General features: G+C 59.7%; 14 protein-coding genes and 1 pseudogene. 5 read left to right on the top strand and 10 right to left on the bottom strand.

Annotated features, from left to right (window positions below):
* Positions 1 to 227 (bottom strand): annotated as a pseudogene (locus N551_RS38050) (IS21 family transposase); the annotation flags it as partial.
* A gap of 452 nt (positions 228 to 679) precedes the next feature.
* On the opposite strand from N551_RS38050, the gene N551_RS0117020 reads away from it, so the two are divergent.
* Complete coding sequence (locus N551_RS0117020) at positions 680 to 1,201, top strand: hypothetical protein (RefSeq protein ID WP_027567934.1); 522 nt, start codon at positions 680 to 682, stop codon at positions 1,199 to 1,201.
* 270 nt (positions 1,202 to 1,471) lie between these two features.
* On the opposite strand, the gene N551_RS35700 is transcribed toward N551_RS0117020, so the two are convergent.
* On the bottom strand, positions 1,472 to 4,822 hold the full coding sequence (locus tag N551_RS35700) for an adenylate/guanylate cyclase domain-containing protein (protein WP_081747860.1): 3,351 nt from the start codon (positions 4,820 to 4,822) through the stop codon (positions 1,472 to 1,474).
* A gap of 364 nt (positions 4,823 to 5,186) precedes the next feature.
* On the opposite strand from N551_RS35700, the gene N551_RS0117010 reads away from it, so the two are divergent.
* Positions 5,187 to 6,287, top strand: coding sequence for a hypothetical protein (locus tag N551_RS0117010; protein ID WP_027567933.1), 1,101 nt, complete (start codon positions 5,187 to 5,189; stop codon positions 6,285 to 6,287).
* 24 nt (positions 6,288 to 6,311) lie between these two features.
* Here the strand turns inward: N551_RS0117010 and N551_RS35695 are convergent, their stop codons facing one another.
* From N551_RS35695 to N551_RS0116995, 3 genes are read right to left on the bottom strand one after another with little or no spacing between them, the layout of a single operon-like run.
* Positions 6,312 to 7,073 (bottom strand): TfuA-like protein, encoded by a 762-nt coding sequence (locus N551_RS35695; RefSeq protein ID WP_081747859.1) that lies wholly within the window; start codon positions 7,071 to 7,073, stop codon positions 6,312 to 6,314.
* Positions 7,070 to 8,323, bottom strand: a complete 1,254-nt coding sequence (locus N551_RS0117000; RefSeq protein ID WP_027567932.1) for a YcaO-like family protein — start codon at positions 8,321 to 8,323, stop codon at positions 7,070 to 7,072. Before N551_RS0117000 ends, N551_RS35695 begins: the two co-directional genes overlap by 4 nt.
* 50 nt (positions 8,324 to 8,373) lie before the next feature.
* Complete coding sequence (locus N551_RS0116995; RefSeq protein ID WP_027567931.1) at positions 8,374 to 8,784, bottom strand: hypothetical protein; 411 nt, start codon at positions 8,782 to 8,784, stop codon at positions 8,374 to 8,376.
* A gap of 206 nt (positions 8,785 to 8,990) precedes the next feature.
* Between N551_RS0116995 and N551_RS0116990 the strand changes: the two genes are divergently transcribed.
* Positions 8,991 to 10,571 (top strand): ABC transporter substrate-binding protein, encoded by a 1,581-nt coding sequence (locus tag N551_RS0116990; RefSeq protein ID WP_245287795.1) that lies wholly within the window; start codon positions 8,991 to 8,993, stop codon positions 10,569 to 10,571.
* Positions 10,572 to 10,601: 30 nt separating this feature from the next.
* On the opposite strand, the gene N551_RS0116985 is transcribed toward N551_RS0116990, so the two are convergent.
* Genes N551_RS0116985 through N551_RS0116970 form a run of 4 tightly spaced genes read right to left on the bottom strand, consistent with a single transcriptional unit; the run spans position 10,602 to position 14,330 of the window.
* Positions 10,602 to 11,558 carry an ABC transporter ATP-binding protein gene (locus N551_RS0116985; RefSeq protein WP_027567929.1) on the bottom strand — a complete coding sequence of 319 codons (957 nt, stop codon included), beginning with the start codon at positions 11,556 to 11,558 and terminating at the stop codon, positions 10,602 to 10,604.
* A complete protein-coding gene (locus N551_RS35690; RefSeq protein ID WP_035961472.1) occupies positions 11,555 to 12,532 on the bottom strand; it encodes an ABC transporter ATP-binding protein in 978 nt (325 codons plus the stop codon). Before N551_RS35690 ends, N551_RS0116985 begins: the two co-directional genes overlap by 4 nt.
* Positions 12,532 to 13,419: an ABC transporter permease gene (locus N551_RS35685; protein ID WP_081747856.1), complete on the bottom strand. Its 888-nt coding sequence runs from the start codon at positions 13,417 to 13,419 to the stop codon at positions 12,532 to 12,534. Before N551_RS35685 ends, N551_RS35690 begins: the two co-directional genes overlap by 1 nt.
* Positions 13,416 to 14,330 (bottom strand): ABC transporter permease, encoded by a 915-nt coding sequence (locus N551_RS0116970; RefSeq protein WP_027567928.1) that lies wholly within the window; start codon positions 14,328 to 14,330, stop codon positions 13,416 to 13,418. The genes N551_RS35685 and N551_RS0116970 overlap by 4 nt, the downstream gene beginning before the upstream one ends.
* A 693-nt stretch (positions 14,331 to 15,023) precedes the next feature.
* Between N551_RS0116970 and N551_RS0116965 the strand changes: the two genes are divergently transcribed.
* Positions 15,024 to 15,293: a hypothetical protein gene (locus N551_RS0116965; RefSeq protein WP_027567927.1), complete on the top strand. Its 270-nt coding sequence runs from the start codon at positions 15,024 to 15,026 to the stop codon at positions 15,291 to 15,293.
* Positions 15,294 to 16,075: 782 nt separating this feature from the next.
* Here the strand turns inward: N551_RS0116965 and N551_RS38045 are convergent.
* Positions 16,076 to 16,243 (bottom strand): hypothetical protein, encoded by a 168-nt coding sequence (locus N551_RS38045; protein ID WP_155809755.1) that lies wholly within the window; start codon positions 16,241 to 16,243, stop codon positions 16,076 to 16,078.
* A 445-nt stretch (positions 16,244 to 16,688) separates the two neighbouring features.
* Here N551_RS38045 and N551_RS38040 point away from each other — a divergent pair, with 445 nt between their 5' ends.
* The gene (locus N551_RS38040) at positions 16,689 to 16,844 is read left to right on the top strand and encodes a hypothetical protein (RefSeq protein WP_155809754.1); all 156 of its coding nucleotides are present in this window, start codon (positions 16,689 to 16,691) and stop codon (positions 16,842 to 16,844) included.
* Positions 16,845 to 16,866: the final 22 nt, after the last annotated feature.

Below are 16,866 nucleotides of genomic sequence, written 5' to 3'. Positions count from 1 at the left end.
GACTTGCCCGCGTTCCCTGACAACAACCCGTCGAGTTCTGCTGCCCATCGTCCCAGCTTCGGCCGCGGCTGGACAACACGCTCGTACTCGAATGAGGTCTCTCCCGATCTCAGCACCTTCCGGACTGTGTTCCGCGACACCTTCAGGTCACGGGCGATCTCCTTGATCGTCTTGCCCTTGATGAAGTGCTCGCGCCGTATCCGGGCGATTGTCTCCACGATCAGCATCCCCGACCACCTGCTTCATGACGAAGCAGGCAGCGCAACAGACCAACCTGTAGGGGGTCAATTTTGGACGCCGATCCCCCGGCTTAGGGGGTCAATATTGCAGGCCGAATGACACCTCGAGGCCATTCAACCACGGAGGGCCCCGCATAATCCGGAAAATAGAGCTCAGCAATCCGGAAGGTCCGCACGAAGGTTCTCATCACCTGCTACATGCAGCTCTGGTCGTGGTCTAAGGCAGGTCTTCCTAACTGGAGCCGACAGGACGTGAGTGCGCAAAAAAGTCCCAACAGGATTGTGATCAGATCTTGTGAAGGAGACCACAACGTGCGCGGTCGGACCCTCATATCAAAGAGCTTCGACTGCAGAGACAATTTCCGCTCTCACACCGCGCTCCACTTCGGAAGGAATGCTACTCGATTTGGCAACCTTCATTTAACCATTGGGCACAAGCGATGAAGACTTCAAATGCCGTTCAGTTTCTTACGCCGGCTGCAGGCTCCCTTTCGTTTCGGTCGTTGTCCGCCGACGAGATTGAGGGACTGCTTCGTCTCTTTTATCTCGGCTTTCCCTTTGATGAGAGGCGTGCGCGCTTCGGAGGCGCGGTGTCGGACGGATCGATAGCCCGCTACTGCCGTGAGCTACCCCGTAGGGAAGTTGTCGTGATCGGCTGCCTGGCGCCGGATGGCCTGGTCGCTGTCGCTGAGCTCCACCCACACGGCGATTGCATGGAGCTAGCACTCGCTGGTCGGGACACAATCGACGCGATCACGATCTATGGCCACGTCCTCCAGCTCGCGGCCTTTGAAGCGGGAAGGCGCGGTTGCCGCAACCTTGTCATGAACGTGGAGCTCGCTCGACCGGAGGGATTAGATCTGCTCCGTGGCATGGGGCACATGTGCGTCCAGGATGAGACTGCGACTGTCCAGCTCGGCGATTACGCACGTCTCCACGCACTCTCGCTCGCGCAGCACTAACCATGCAAGCAGAAGAGCAGGTCGTGGGCTTCCTCGGAGCTCTGCCTGGGCGTGTGTCTTGTATGGATGCTATACGAGATAGAGGAGCGGCGGGGAAGGCGCCGCCAGCAGGCTGAGTGGATCCGCAGCGCCACAAGAATTGTAGTGCCGCGCTAAGCCGGTGGACCTTGAGCCCCGCATAGATATGCGTAGAGGGACAATGCTCCACACCAGTATCAATGTTCCCTGCCAAATTATGACAGGTGCACGCATGCGCTGCCCGGCTTGGGCCTAAGCTCCGCGCCGGACGCGCGACATACTTCCTGCGGGCGCAGCGCCGTTGACGTCCATCTCGTCCAAGAGCGCCTTGGCCTCCCTGAGATCCGGGGTGTCGAGACCCTCCGTGAACTGACAATAGGTTTGCCGGAGAAGCTCGCGTCCTTCGCGGCGGCGTTCCCGTGTCTGCCACAGACGGGCATAATTAGTGGCGGCGCGGAGCTTGAATGCGAGCGCGCCTTGTCGATCGGCTGTTTCTATCGCCTGCAACAGCCGCCGCGCGGCCTCCGGTACCGCTTCGCCGCCGCGAGTTGCGAGACACGCACCCAGCAGACGATGCGCCTCCGCCTCAAAGAGGCGGTTGCGACTTGTCGTGATGACCTCGATGGCCTCCTGAACAACTTGCTCGGCACGATCCACCTCGCCAGCCTTGAGAAGGGCCTCCGCGAACACCAGGAGTTCATAATCGTAGTAAAAGCGTCGGACCGACTGCCGCGTGGCTTCGACGGCATCCTCCATGCGCTCTAGGCCTTCCGTTATCTGGCCAGATTGAAACGTCGTCCAGCCAAGCAGTAGGGGGCACACAACGAAGATGTTGCTTCCTTGCTCGCGGCCAATGCGTATTGTCAGTTCGGCGTATTCGCGGCAGGGCTCTGCGGCGCGAAGCATTTGGCGAAGTGCTGCAGACCACCAAGCCGCATGAGCTAGGCTAGGAGGATGGCCTAGCCGATTGCCGAGTTCGAGCGCGGCAGCGGACATTTGTATCGCCTGGTTCGCAAAGCCGGTGACCCAGAGGGTGATAGCGCTGTGCGCGTAGGCGCAAACGCCGGTATCGTGACCGCCATAGTCGTAAGCGTGCGCGTGATGACGCTCGGGATCGTAGAGCGCAATGCCCCGCTCGGTGTCGGCGAGCGTGATTGCATTGAGGCCCAACACGTGGGAGTTTGCCCAACGCGAGTGATATGCCTCCAGCATCAGATCCCGATCAACGAGCCGCTCGGCCACCTCGACGAGCTCGTTAGCCATCCCAAGCGCTTGCTCAGTGTGCCCTGTAATCAGACTTGTGTACCAATTTCCCCACATCGCCCGGAAAAGCTTTTTGTCGTCGCCCAGTCCCCGACCAAGCGTGACCGCTCGGGCGTAATGATCAACGATTTCGTGCCCCGCAGAACGAAAACCCCGTGCACTGACCAGTGCAGTGCCGAGCCCGAGCCGGATGTCGAGCTCTTGCTGCCAGCGCTCCGCCGAGTCAGGCATCTCCTCCAGAAGCCGCAAAGCGTTGGAAAAATGCTTCAGTGCCTCGCTGCCGGCTGAACGGCGCAAAGCCAGCTCACCGGCGCGCTGCCAATAAACCGCCGCCTCCTGACCCAAACCTGCTTCGGTTCGGTGGCGCGCGACCACCTCGGGCTGCTTCTCGACGATCTCGGGAAACATCTCCTCGATCGCCTGCGCAATTCGTGCGTGTAGGCTCCGGCGCCGGTCCCGAAGCAGAGTGCTGTAAGCTGCGTCCTGCAACAGGCCGTGCTTGAACATAAAGCTCGACTGCGGCAGCTCGCCTCGCTGAAAGATGAGGCCAGCCTCGACCAACCGGCCGAGCGTCTCCGTGATCTCCACCTCGGAGCGCTCAGCTACCTTGGCAGCGAGCTCGTAGGAAAACTCCCGGCCGATCGTCGCGCCGATCTGCGCGATCTCCTTGGCCGCGGGTCCGATCCGATCAAGCCTGGCCATTAGTGAAGCGTGTAGCGTAGATGGCACGGAAAGTGACGGCCGCGTCGTCGACGATCCCCGTCGAGGTGGACTCGCATCCACAACCGTCTTGGTCACTTCCTCCAGGAACAGCGGCACGCCGTCACCGCGTTCGACGATTTCGCCGATCAGGTCGTTCGGCAACGATTTCGTCTTCAAGGCGAGCAGTCGAACCAGAGCCTCGCTGTCAAATCGGTTCAGACGGTTGAGCGTCAGCACGGTAACGTGCGGCTGGTCTGCCCATAGTGGCGCGAAGTCTGGGCGAAAGGTTGCAATCAGCAAGACCGGCATGCGCTCGATTCGACGGATGAAGATGTCGAGCAGATCGCGTGTGGTCGGATCAATCCAATGCAGGTCTTCAAAGATCATCAACACTGGCTTTTTTCGTGCTAACGCGGTGAGCTGCCGGTTCAGCACTTCGAAAGTTTCTTCCCTTCTGCGTCGCGGATTCGGCTCGACTGCCTCATAGCGTGCGGTAGGCAGCAAGAGGAGATCAGCGACAAGCGCGACGTCCTGCTCGGGCGCGGAGGTTTCAGCCATTAATGCTTCTAGTTTGTCCAATCTGATCGCGGGCGTGTCTTCCCGTCCAAATCCAGCCGCACGCTCGAGCATATTGATGATGGGGAATAGAGCGCTGTCTTGATGATGAGGTGAGCAGAAATAATGCAGCTCGGTGTATTGTTCCGCACCAATCAGATCCCTAATTGCGACCGTCAGGCGTGACTTGCCGATGCCAGCCTCTCCTGAGAATAGGATCACGCGTCCTTCGCCAGCTCTGGTCTGCGCCCAACGTCGCAGCAATAGCTCCGTTTCCTCTTGGCGGCCGACGAGTGGAGTTTCGGCGGAGCGCAGCGCCTCGAAACGGCTTTTGAAGCGGTTTTCGCCTAGCACACGCCAAGCGCGCTGAGGCTCGGTGAACCCTTTTAGGTTCTTGAACCCTAAGTCCTCGAGCGCGAACACCGATCCAATCTGCTTCCTGGTGCTGTCCGCTATCACGCCCGTGTTGGGTTCGGCCAATGCAAGCAAGCGGGCCGCCAGATTGGGCACCTCGCCCAAAACCTCTGTCTCATTTCCTGATCCGATCAGGTCACCCACAACCACCAAGCCGGTGGCAATGCCAACCCTGATCTGAAGCGGCTCGGGGCGGCCGAGACGCCCAATGCCTTCGATCAAGGCCAAGCTTGCCCGCACGGCCTGCTCAGGATCGTCTTCATGAGCGTTCGGGTAACCAAAATAGATCAGAACACCATCGCCAACTCTGCGGGACACGAAGCCGCCGAACCCGGGTACAATTTCTGCAACGCGCTTGTGGTAAGTGCTGATGACTTCGCCAAAATCTTCAACATCGAGATTCACGGACAGAGCCGTTGAGCCGACAAGGTCGCAGAACATCACTGTGATGTGGCTGCGCTCCGCAGGGGCCGCGCGGGGGTGGATCGGCGCAAGTTCTGGACTTCGAAATACGTCGCCAACGAGTGTTGCACCGCACTTTCCACAAAAGTTCGAGCCCAGCGCTTCACTGTTGCCGCAAGAGCCGCAACTGAGCATCAACGCCGATCCACACTGGCTGCAGAACTTGGCAAGTTCTGAGACGTCTGCGCGACAGCTAGGGCACTCCATACCGCACCTTACCGGTTGGATCGATCATGGTAGCACGGTCCTCATTCGACGCCCATCCGGCTGCCGGATGGGCGCGCCGACGATCCGACGTCCAAGTTGGCAGATGAATTCGAGGCATTATTGTCATCATAAAATCATGACATAGACAATCAGGGCCGGATCGACCCGGCTGCCGACGCCACGGTTGCGAGGACGAGCGCCGGGTGTCGGTGGAAATTGCACTTGTATTTCCAGCAGTGGTGCCTGTTGAATGGGTGTCCCGAGCAACGCGATTTGGCCACCGTGGTCATGACAGTCGCTCGAACAAATTCGAAGGCGGACCGGCCATTTCGGCGGGTCTACTTGGGGATTGGAGGCGTAAGCGATGAAGTCGAGCGCGTTGTTTCCGTTTATTCTCCTGATCGCGGCTGGTTGTACGGTGCAGGCCGCAGAGGTGTCCTACCAGAATGACCCAACCCAACCGCCGGTCAGTCATTTCCGGGGCACATGCGAGATCGATTCCGATGGGACCAAGTTCGCAGCGAGAGCCTGCTACACGACGTATTATCCCGGCGATCAAGGCTTTGGGAACGAGTACAGCCCCCCGGTTTGCATGAAAAAGCCGCTCAGGAAACGCGAAAAGGAAGTCCTGGCGAAGATATACAGCCGGGCCCCGGACTACCTGCAGGCAAAGCTGTGTCGGCTGACGCAGTTGTTTGTAACTCAATCCAAATGGTGGGGCCCCGTTGGGTGGGGCTTTTGGGAGGGGCCGGATCGGCCGCCGGGGACTGGCGTCTACCTCGCGATCGCCTCTCGCGAGTTGAGAAGCAAAAAATCGATTGCGGAGCTTGAGAACGAAACCGTCAACCAGCTTCTTGGAATTCGGGATGCTGGCGGGGGCCGCAGAGCGCCTGTGACGCGGTTGCAAGGTGTGGTTGCCGATCCGGTTCTAACCATCCTGTCGGAGGTTGCGCACGAAATGGGGCACGTTTTGCTAGCCGATGCCAATGCGGATGGTGAAGACGCTGCTCATCCGCGACGAAGGGTCAGCGGTCCTCCCCGGAGCGCGTGCTTCGAGGATGCGTTCCTGGGGACTTCGTGGAATGCGGACATATTCCACAAGAATATGCGACGATGGGCCGACTTTGGCTTCCAGAACAACAACGTACAAAAAAATCCGGACAGTGCATTCAACGTCGAGGGCGTCAGAGCCGCCGTTCGGACACGCAACTTCGGCGTTGCAAGCGATGCGATCAGAAATGTCTATCGGAACAATGAGTTCGTAAGCTTACAGGCGAAAGTTGCCCCTGAGGAAGACCTCGCGGAGATGTACAGGTACAAGGTGTTGGTGGATGCAAGTCCAAGGGGGCCGGTCCTTCGTTTGGACGGTAAATCCATCGATGTGCAAAGCTGGCTCAAATCCGACATTCTCGCCAAGAAGGTGCAGTGCTTGCGCGATCTCGGATTCCTGACGGCCCAGCCTTGACCGGATACGGGGGCCCCAACCAACTCAGGAGGTGGAGTCCTGAGTGCGACCGCTTGTACGCTCGATCAGACGGCGGGCTTCTTCCCAAGCGAACGTCTTGGCAAGCTGGTAGGACACCTTAAGCGGAACCACGCCGCCGTCGAGATGACCGATCATAGCGCGAAGCATCGCTTGCGCGTCCATGCGCTTCTGATCGACTTGACCGCATGGAAGCCAAGCCGCGAAGCGATCGAGCGCACAGGGCGCGAGGCCGCGGCCAGCCGCGGTCTTCAGGATGACGTCGTACGTCCTGTCCTTGTAGAACAGTGCCTTGGCGATCCCAATCAGCGCGGATGCGACGTCCAGTTGCACGATCCCCGACCTCAGCGCACTGTTCACTGTGGCGCGAACGTTCACCATGGCCTCAGTGAGCATAAGGTATTCGACCTCCGCGGGCCCGTGAAGAACCGCGATTTCTTCGTCATCGGTTAATTCCCCCGTGCGAAATTGTCGATACACGTCTCCGACTCCAATCATCCCGAACTCGGCCAGTTCGGCGGCCCGCAGCGCACCGATGCTACCGGCGCCGTAAACGTGGATTCCCTGCGACATCGCCCAGAGAATCTCCTTGTGCCAGACGGTCGGCACCGTTTCGAAATAGCCATCTACCACGCCGATCAGGTCTGGTCGCCGCAGAGCGCTCAGATACAGATCGCCGCGCAGCACTGGTGGCCGCCATTCGATTCCAGGGATGGTGGGGCGCTCACCTGGCGGCAGTGACGGACCCGCGAAGATGATGGCACTCATGCACTGCCGCCGCGGACGCGACGCGCCCGAACACCTGGAACATAGCGGGGGTGGGTGCAATCCCACTCGAGGCCAGGGATTACCAACCTGACGACGGGGATTCCAAGATCCGGACGCGTGAGATCGACGACGATCGCCCGTTCAATGCCAATTGCACGTAATCGCGTCAGTTCCCATCGCAGATCGGCCGCCACATCGTCGGAGTAGAAGTCGGGGGTGTCAGCAAAAGATCGGGCCTCCGCCGCCTGCGAGGCAGCATCGAGCAGGGCTGCGCCAAGCTTGTCCTTGGCCGATTCGGTGTAGTCTAGGAGATCGTCCCTGATTCCGGCGATATACGTCAGCCGGGTTTGCGCGGCCTCGGTCATGGCCCGAGCCAACGCGATGGCGCGATTGGGATGGCAGCCCGTTCCGCGAAATCGTCTCAATCCACCCGAGGGATCGCCGATCGTTGCCGGAATGTCGCAAATGAATGTGGCAATGCCAATGTCGGATGTGACATCCCAAAGCCGCGGCGCCATTCGCGCTTGTTCGTACAGGTCGAGCAGGCTGCGGCAGTCCTCGTCAGTGATTGAGGCGATGTCGACGCGGCAGTTGGAGCGGACGCGCATGTCCTGCGCATGCCACAGGGCAACGGCGTCTCGTTCGACCAACTCGCAAATGGCCGCGCTGATCGCTTCGGAAAGATGGTTGCCGGACGCCAATCCATTGGTGCCGGACAGAAAGTGCTCGCCGCTGTGGGAGCTCGGGAGTGTGTAGTCGGTATGCACGACCTCCCAAGGCACCCAACAGGGCTCACGGCAAAGCAAATCATATCCCTCGATCCAGGCGATCTCGGTTCGATCAGAAAGCGCAATGCCGGTTCCAGCAAGCGAGAGGGGAGACGTTACGCGATTCTCAGTTGAGAGCCGCTGAAAAGTCGAGAGCCGCGTGCGTTCCGTAAGTTCTTCGCCATGAAACAGCTCGATGGCTTCCATCATGGCAGAGGCGAATGCCTGAGCGAGTACAAGACCCTTGCCCTGCGATACCGACACTGAGCGCGAGTTCGGACGAACGGCGACCGTGACCGGAATTCCGATTCGATCCAATCCCGTCACATTGCCGAGACGAGTCACCCCGATCTGCCGCGCCATCGCCTTGGCACGCGCCAAGGTTGCTTCTGGCGCGACTGTCCGATGGGTGCCACGTATGAAAGACTTGAGAACCGGGCCATGGAGACTGTTGGCAAGGCTGGCAACGTCCGGCCGGTGCACGGGCAATGACGATCTCTAGTGAAGAGAAGCGTGAAGCGGCAACAACTGCATCATTTGCCGGTTCCCTTGTTCGCTGCTCGCGAGTCCCTGGGCTTCTCGCCTTTGGCGCCCCCACCCCCGCTCGCGACGATCATCGCGTCGACCGGGATGGACACGGAGCGCCGGTCAGCGCCCTCATCCCGCAAAAGCATCTTTAAATACGCCGCCTCGGGCGTATCGCTCAACTCCAATTGCTCAAACGGCCGGCCATCCTGTGAGATGTATAATTTTTCCCCCTGGATCACGACCCGAACTTCGCCGGGCTGTGAGGCCGATTGGCTCGAAGGCCTGGGAGCAGAGCCGGGCGGGCCAAGCTGCGGCCTGTCTGCCCGGGCGTCGCCAGCAAGCGCTCCAAAGCCCAGCAGGAGCGCTCCCCAGCCGGGTAAGTGAGACCAGAACTTTCTTAGCTTTGCGCGCGACATGTGACCTCCTCACACAGGCAGGACATGAATGTTCAATAAAACACAGCACGGCATCACGGTGTCAAGCGTCTGTGCGGACCGTCGATATGCAGAGGGTCACTAAATCGGCGCTCGCCGAAAGGATAATACCCCACTTCGAACTTCGGCCGCCTGGATCGCTCAGCGCCGCAATCTGCACCCAGCCAAAGGATCCTGGGTTGCTTCTGATGCCGCGCTGGTCTTTCCTTCAGAACTGCTTTTCGGAATTGGGAGGCAAGAAAATGAGATTAGGTCTTTGGCTTCGCAACGCGATATTCGTGGCTTGCTTTGCACTCGCGACGGTGACCCCATCGTTTGCACAAAAGTCGGCTGACACGCTGCGCATCACTTGGCGCGACGCGATTCCTGACGTCGATCCCTACTACAATTCCCAGCGCACCGGCATGGTCGTCGCATTCCAGGCATTCGACTGCCTCGTGTATCGCGATCCGATAAGCATGGAGATCAAGCCGGCGCTGGCGATTTCTTGGCAGCAGGTGGATCTGACCACCATCGACTTCTCTTTGCGCCAAGGCGTCACGTTCCAGAACGGAGATCCATTTTCCGCCGATGATGTGGTGTACACGTTTAACACAATCATTCGCGACAAACGGGTGGCGATTCCCGCCTACTACTCATCGTTCGCTGCGGCCGAGAAGCTCGATCACTTTCGAGTACGCATCAAGCTGACCGGCGTGTCGCCGGCCGTGATGGAATACCTCGCGATGGTGACGCCGATCTGGCCAAAGGCCTATCGCGAGAAGCTCGGTCCCGATGGCTTCTCTCGCGCCCCCATCGGCACTGGCCCTTATAAGATCACCAGAGTGGACGGCACCACCCAGATCGAGATGGAGCGATATGAGGGTCACTACGCTGGCAGCCCTAAAGGACGACCCGCGATCCGCTACATCAAAATTCACCAGGTGCCTGACGCCACGACCGAGATGACGGAGCTGCTAGGTGGCAAGGCCGATTGGATCTGGGGCTATAATGCCGATCAATTCGCCAACCTCGCGAAAGTGCCCAATCTTGAGGCGATGCGGTTCGGCACCATGCGGGTCCATTTCATGACTATCGACGCGGCTGGCCGAACGGGTGCAGACAATCCGCTGACCAAGCTGAAAGTGCGACAGGCGATACTCACCGCAATCGACCGCCAGACCATGGCCAAACAACTGATCCAGGGCGACTCGCAGGTGATCGATACACCATGTTATCCTAGCCAGTTTGGTTGCGACGTATCGGCAGCCGTCAAATATCCTTATGATCCGGAAAAGGCGAAGCAGCTTCTTGCTGAAGCCGGCTACCCCAATGGCTTCGAAACCGAGATCATTTCCTACAATACGCCGCAGATAAACGCCGCTCTGCAGAACTACCTCAAAGCTGTCGGCATCAACCTGCGCATCCAGCAACTACAGATCGGCGCCGTGATTAGAAAGGCGGAGGCCGGCGAGGCGCCGCTGTATTGTGGCAGTTGGGGCAGCAACTCCATCAATGACGTCTCCGCATTCATACCTTACTTCCTTGGCGGAGGCTTGGACGACTACGCGCGCGACCCCGATGTGCAGGAGCTCGTCAAAGCGGCAGGAAACACTCTGGATCCCGACGTGCGCCGTCAAGCCTATAGTCAGGCTATCCGGCTCGCTACGGAACGGGCTGAGTTCGTACCGCTGTTCAGCGCCGTCCGCTACGTCGCTTTTTCAAAGCAGTTGACCTTCCAGGGTTTCCCGGACGATCTACCACGCTTCTATCTCTCAAGCTGGAAGTAAGCCTACAGAGCGTCTCTCGATTGCGATCGACTAGCTGCTAGCCGCCAAAAGACATTCGATGAGACGACCATCCTTGCGGATGTTGTCCGGGACAACGGTGCGGCATTCCGAAAGCGCCTTCGGGCAGCGGGGGTGGAAGCGGCAGCCCAAAGGGATGTCGGTGGGATCAGGGTAGGCGTCGCCAAGACCCACGTCGAGGATGCCTAGCGCCGGCTCCGGAGTCAGTACAGAAGCAAGCAGGGCTTGCGTATATGGGTGCATAGGTCGCCGGAACAAATCCTGCGTCGGCGCGTGCTCGACAAACCGCCCGAGGTACATCACTGCCACTTCGGTCGCAATATGTTCGACCACCGCCAAATTATGACTGATAAACAGATAGGTCAGCCCGAGCTCGCGCCGCAAGTCCGAGAGCAGGTTTAGGATTTGCGCCTGCACTGACACGTCCAGCGCGCTGGTCGGCTCATCGCAAACCACGATGCGCGGATGCAGCACCAGCGCACGGGCGATAGCAACGCGCTGCCGCTGGCCACCGGAGAGTTGGCCAGGGAGTCTGTCGGCCATCTCGGTGGAGATTCCAACCCGCGCCAACATCTCCATAATCCTATCGGTTTGCTGCGGCTTCGTGAGGTCGCCTTGCGATGCCAGTGGCAGGCCGACGATATCCCGCACGCGCTGGCGCGGGTTGAGCGATGCAAATGGGTCCTGAAAAACCGGCTGGATCAAGCGGGCGCGTTCGCGTCGGTCCATGTGCGCAAGGCTGCGGCCATCCACCAGAGCCTCGCCCGAGCTAGGCGGCAACAGCCCCAAAATCAGTCGGGCGAGCGTTGACTTGCCGCAGCCGGATTCACCTACGATGCCGAGGACATTCCCTGCGGCCAGAGAGAAAGTCACTCCATCCACGGCGTGCACCGCGCTACGCACGCGCCCAGCAGCGCTACGTTGCTGGAACTCGCGGTACACATTCCGCACCTCGATGGCGTGCGTCATGGTGAAGCGTCCATCTTCCAGTCAGGCGGCAGCCGGCAGCGATAGAAGTGGTTCTCGCCTGCATCATGCAAGTGCACGGGCTCAGCGCATTCGCGCGCGGCCATCGGGCAGCGCTCCCGGAAGCCGCAACCAAGGAAACCGCGCCCGATGTGAGGGACGCCCCCCGGAATGCTGCCCAAGGGCTCCCCTGGCTTGGTCATGCCGGGCACCGGAATGCAATTCAGCAGACCCCGCGTGTAGGGATGCGTTGGCGCTTTGATGATCTGTTCCACTGGCCCGCTCTCGACCACTTCGCCTGCATACATTACGGAGACATGCTCCGCCATTCGTGCCACGATGCCGAAATCATGTGTGATCAGCAGCAGGGCTAAGCCCATTTCCTGCTGCAGCTTCCTGAGGAGGCGCAGGACTTGTGATTGGACTGTCACATCCAGAGCCGTAGTAGGCTCGTCGGCGATCAGAACTTCCGGATCGCACATCAGCGCCGTAGCGATCATCATGCGTTGGCGCAGACCACCGGAGAGCTGGTGCGGATATTGGGCGAGGCGCATGCCCGGCGCGGTGATCCCGACGCGGGCCAGCAACTCGGCTGCTCTGTCCAGAGCCTGCCGCCGGGAGGCCCGTCGATGGCGTTCCAACACCTCTGCCATTTGCGAACCGATCGTGTAGGCCGGGTTCAGGCTTGTCATCGGCTCTTGGAAGATCATCGCGATCTTGTCCCCGCGCAGCCAAGCCATCTGTCGCTCCGACATAGCCAGCAGATCATGCTCGTGAAAGCGGATGTGGTCGGCGCTGCGGACGGCGCTCCGCGGCAACAGGTTCATCACCGACAGCGCCGAAATGGACTTGCCGCAGCCAGATTCGCCAACCAGGCAATGCGTTTCGCCCCGGCGGAGCGTGAGTGAGACGCCACGAACTGCTTCCATTCGGGGGAACGACACCCGCAGATTGGCGATGCTGAGTACGGGCGCCATCACCAGCCCCTATGCCGTAAGTCGGTGCGCAGCATGTCGCGCAGCCCGTCACCCAGTAGATTGATCCCGAGCACCAGTATGAAAAGCGCAACGCCCGGTGTTACAATCACCCACGGACTGAAGAACATGTACTCCTTCGCCTCAGCAATCATTAGTCCCCAACTCGGCAGAGGTTGCGGAACACCGAGTCCGAGGAACGACAACGCTGCTTCGAGCAGGATCGCGAGGGCCATCTCCAGCGTTGCCACCACCACCAGATGGCTGGCGATATTGGGTAGCACCTCCCGGACGAGAACATGCGCGCGCGAGGCGCCGGCCGCCTGAGCGGCGGCGATGTAGTCGAGATTTCGCACCTGCATCGTCGTGGTGCGCGCCACGACCGCGAACCGTTCCCACAGCAGCAACCCGAGTGTGAGGATCACCACAGTCAGGGAGCTGCCGACCAAAGCCACCACGGTGAGCGCCACCAGGATCAGGGGGATCGAAAGGCGGCAGGTGATCAGGAACATCACGAGGGCATCGACCCGACCGCCATAGAACCCACCGACGATACCAATCGTGACGCCAATGAGGCCCGACGTGATCACGGTCAGCACGCCGATCAGAAGGGAGATGCGCGTGCCGTAGATTAGGCGCGACAGGTAATCGCGTCCAATCTGGTCGGTGCCCAGCAGATGCGCAGCATGGCTGCCCTCCATCCACACCGGAGGAACGAGACGCAAGTTCAAATCTTGTGCGAACGGATCGTATGGGGTCAAATAGGGCGCGAATATCGCCACCACGAATGCAGTGATCACGATCGAGGCACCGAGCAGCGTCGCGAGCCGGCCGAATGCAGGCAGTCGGCGGCGCCTCCACAGGGGCTGCGTGTCGTCAGCCGTTTTCATATTCGTAGCCTTGGGTCGAGCAGCGCGTTCATCATGTCCGCCAGCAGTGCCAGCGCGATGTAGATGACGGCCAGGAACAGCACCACGGCCTGAACCACGGGAAAGTCGTTCTTGGTGATTGATTCCCAAGCAAGATAGCCAACGCCTGGGACCGCAAAGACGGATTCCGTCACAACGGAGCCTCCAAGCATGAAGCCGAGTTGCACGGCCGTAATCGAAACAACGGGCATGGCGGCGTTGCGCAAAGCATGCTTGAGAACGATCGTCGGCCTGCTCAGACCCTTGGCACGCGCGGTGCGAATGTAATCCGCGCAGAGTGCCTCGATCATACCCGATCGAGTTAGACGCATCAGCGCTGGGATGGCCGAGAAGGCCAGCACGAATCCCGGCATGATGTAGCCCTTCCAAGTGTCGATACCCGATATTGGCAGCCACTGCAGATTCAAACCGAACAGGACGATGAGGAGCAGACCGAGCCAGAAGCCCGGCACTGCCTGCCCTAGGAGCGCAATTAGCATGATACCCCGGTCGACCGCTGACCCCTCGCGCATCGCAGCGATAATGCCGAGTGGCAGGGCTATGAGCATGGCGATGATCAGGCCGGTCAAGCCAAGAGCCAGGGTCACCGGAAGCCGCTCGCGTATCAGCCCCGAGACTGGGACGTGGAATAGGTAAGAGCGGCCGAGATCGCCTTCGGCGACATGGCCGGCCCAATCGAAAAACTGCACCACGAGCGGCCGGTCGAGTCCGTAATTTTTCGTGATGATCGCAATATCCGCAGCGGTGGCGTTTGGACCTGCGATCGAGGCCGCGAGATCGCCGGAGAGATGCGTCAGCATGAAGCTGATGACCAGTACGGTCAGGCAAACCAGCGCGGACAACCACAATCTGCGGAAGATGAACGACAGCATGGTCGACAAGTAGAACACCAGATGCACAAGGGCAAGTTTGAGGTGTAGGCAGACCTCCAGTCCTTTTGAGCCAACCGGCAGCCGCGGCAGAGCAGAGACTGCGTTGAGGTACGAACTGGCTGGAGCTCTGCCGCAGCGCCCGTTCGCTCGGAGATTCGACTTTCATCGTGCGATCGAAGTCGACGTTCATACGTCCCGGGAGACATTCTTCCGCAAGCACTAACTGCATGACTTTGCTGAGAGCCGCTCGTCGTACGTCCCCGCAGCGTGGCGCTTGGCTTCGGCGGGGTCGAGGTGAAGTATCTGGTTGCTGTACCCAATATCCACTCAGCTTCGCCCGGTGAGCACATTTCAGTCGCGCGGCTGCACCAGCACTTACGATGCCGCTTTGATGGCGGCGTGCGCACTCGCCGATACGCGAAATAGTCCGTCATTATCCGCCCGGCAGCCCCGCGGAATCGTTGGCTGACGGGCACGTGATCTACAGCATCCAGTGCTTGAATGGTCCCTGACATAGCAGGGTCGGCGTGCGACTCGACGCACTCCCCCAGGATCAGCCGTGGTCGCGCGTCGGTTTGCGCCTGGTCTGCTCAAGATGCGGCGCGGCAGGATCTGTGCATATCGTCCCGAAGGGGCATGACAGTAGCGGGCAAGTCAGGCCAAGCATAGGCGCTTGAGGTTTTGATTCCAGCGATGAAGCACGTCACGGAACGCCCTTTTGCCAATCCAGAGGCTGCAGCCCGCCAGCTCGTTCAGCTGGCTTCGGGCATTGGGGCAGTACAGGACGGCAGAATCCTTATCGAGAAGATCAACTACCCCTTCCTCTACACGCTCAAGGGAAGCGGCGCGGAGTTCGGCGCCGGCATCAAGTCTGCAGTCGAGCGCGGCTGGTTCGATCTGCACGAAAGCGGCACCTATGTGCGGCTGCTGACGCCGGGCAAGGATTTGCTGGCGAAGGCATGACGTGGTCCGCTTTCGACGAGTCGATCGTGCTGCCAAACCGCGGCAAGTTAGTGACGCTGCTTGACGCCGACGAGTACATCAGTGCTTTGCCGAAGAGGAGCATCAGGCGCCGGAGTGGCAAGCCGCGATGGACCGTTGATTTTGGTCGCGGAAGGTGGAACCCGACCATGTTTGCCCGCATCGGTATCATGCGGGCGTTGAACGGGCACTAGAACCACACTGAGGCTGACGCAAGCTGAACAGGGTCAATGATCACGGCTGCCCCTGAGGGTCACCAACCTATCGCATGCTGCACAACGCGAAGCACCGTAGCTGTGCTTCGTGTATAGCGGCCATCGTTCCAGCGATAATCCACTGCATATGCCGCAATCGCAGCAAAGATGATTGCAAATCCGATCTTGCCCATATCCAACTGCGCTCGCCCGCGCTCCAGATAAACTTCGGGATCAAATTGCTACGCAAGAATGTCGTCTGACGAAAAATTTCGATGCGCGCGGAAGTCTATTTTCACGGAAAAGCCGCAGCGTGGTTCCAGCCCCACTGCGGCATTCCCGGTCAACTTGAAATTTGTTGGTATTTAAATCGCGCCGGTGTTCTCACAGTAGAACACCCCGTTCCGAAAATGGACTCCGGATAACTACCGGATTCCGGTTTTGTACGCATTGTCGATATAGGGCTAACGTGGCATCGCATGGCTTCCAGCCCCCAATGCTCCCGGCAGCCGATCCAATTGCGGATTAGAGCGCCGGGAGTGCTAGGCCGGCCCGCATGACCGGCAGCCCTTAACCCCGCAGTTGAAGGCCAAAGTTTTCCGCCACACGCTTCACTGATGAAATGTATCTATCCAACGCACTCGCAATCTGTACCGCGCCGGCGCCTTCGCGCGACAGCGCGAGCAGAAGTTGCACCTCTGCATCGGTCCATTCTTTGGGTTTGTCGTTTCTCTTCATCCACGCGATGCTTGATGGATCATCGGATTGGTTTCAGATAGGAAGAAAGCCCGCCAGGTGCGTTATCTAGCGGGCTTCCGGCCGAAGGTCGCAGCGAGTTCACCATTGCGACCGACGAATATGAACGCAACTAGGTTTACAGTTTGTTAGCGGCGACTGCGTAGCTTGTTGCTTGGGATGGGGCCGTGGGGGACATACGCGGCCTTGTGCTCGGGGTGAGAGCCCGCCAGCTAGCCAGCCTCGGCGGCGCTCTCCCTCCGCATGGATGGTTCAGGTTGATCACTAATGCGGTTTGTGATTTAGATCATATTTCCCTTGCCCGACGGCCCGGTATGATCGGTTCACCGGGGCTGGCTCCATATTTCACTTAGATCTTTCCACCCGGATTTTTGACCGCGCGGGGCCGCAGCAGGATCTCTCTGCTGCGGCCTTTGCCGGGGCGACCATGGAATTCCCAAAGATCGATCGCGACACGCTTCGCCTGATCAAAGCGTTCAAAGAGATCAAGAGTCGCGGCACGCGCCGCGCAATTCTCCTGCTTCTTGAGCAGCTAGCCCACAAGGACGGCGGAGCCTCAAACGCCAACCGGAAGGGCCATTAGGCCGTTAGAGGCAGCCTGTGAC

It is taken from the genome of Bradyrhizobium sp. URHA0013 (assembly GCF_000518345.1).
Classification (GTDB): Bacteria; Pseudomonadota; Alphaproteobacteria; order Rhizobiales; family Xanthobacteraceae; genus Bradyrhizobium.
Note: the sequence above shows the minus strand (reverse complement) of the source record. Positions and strands in the feature narration are given on the sequence as shown.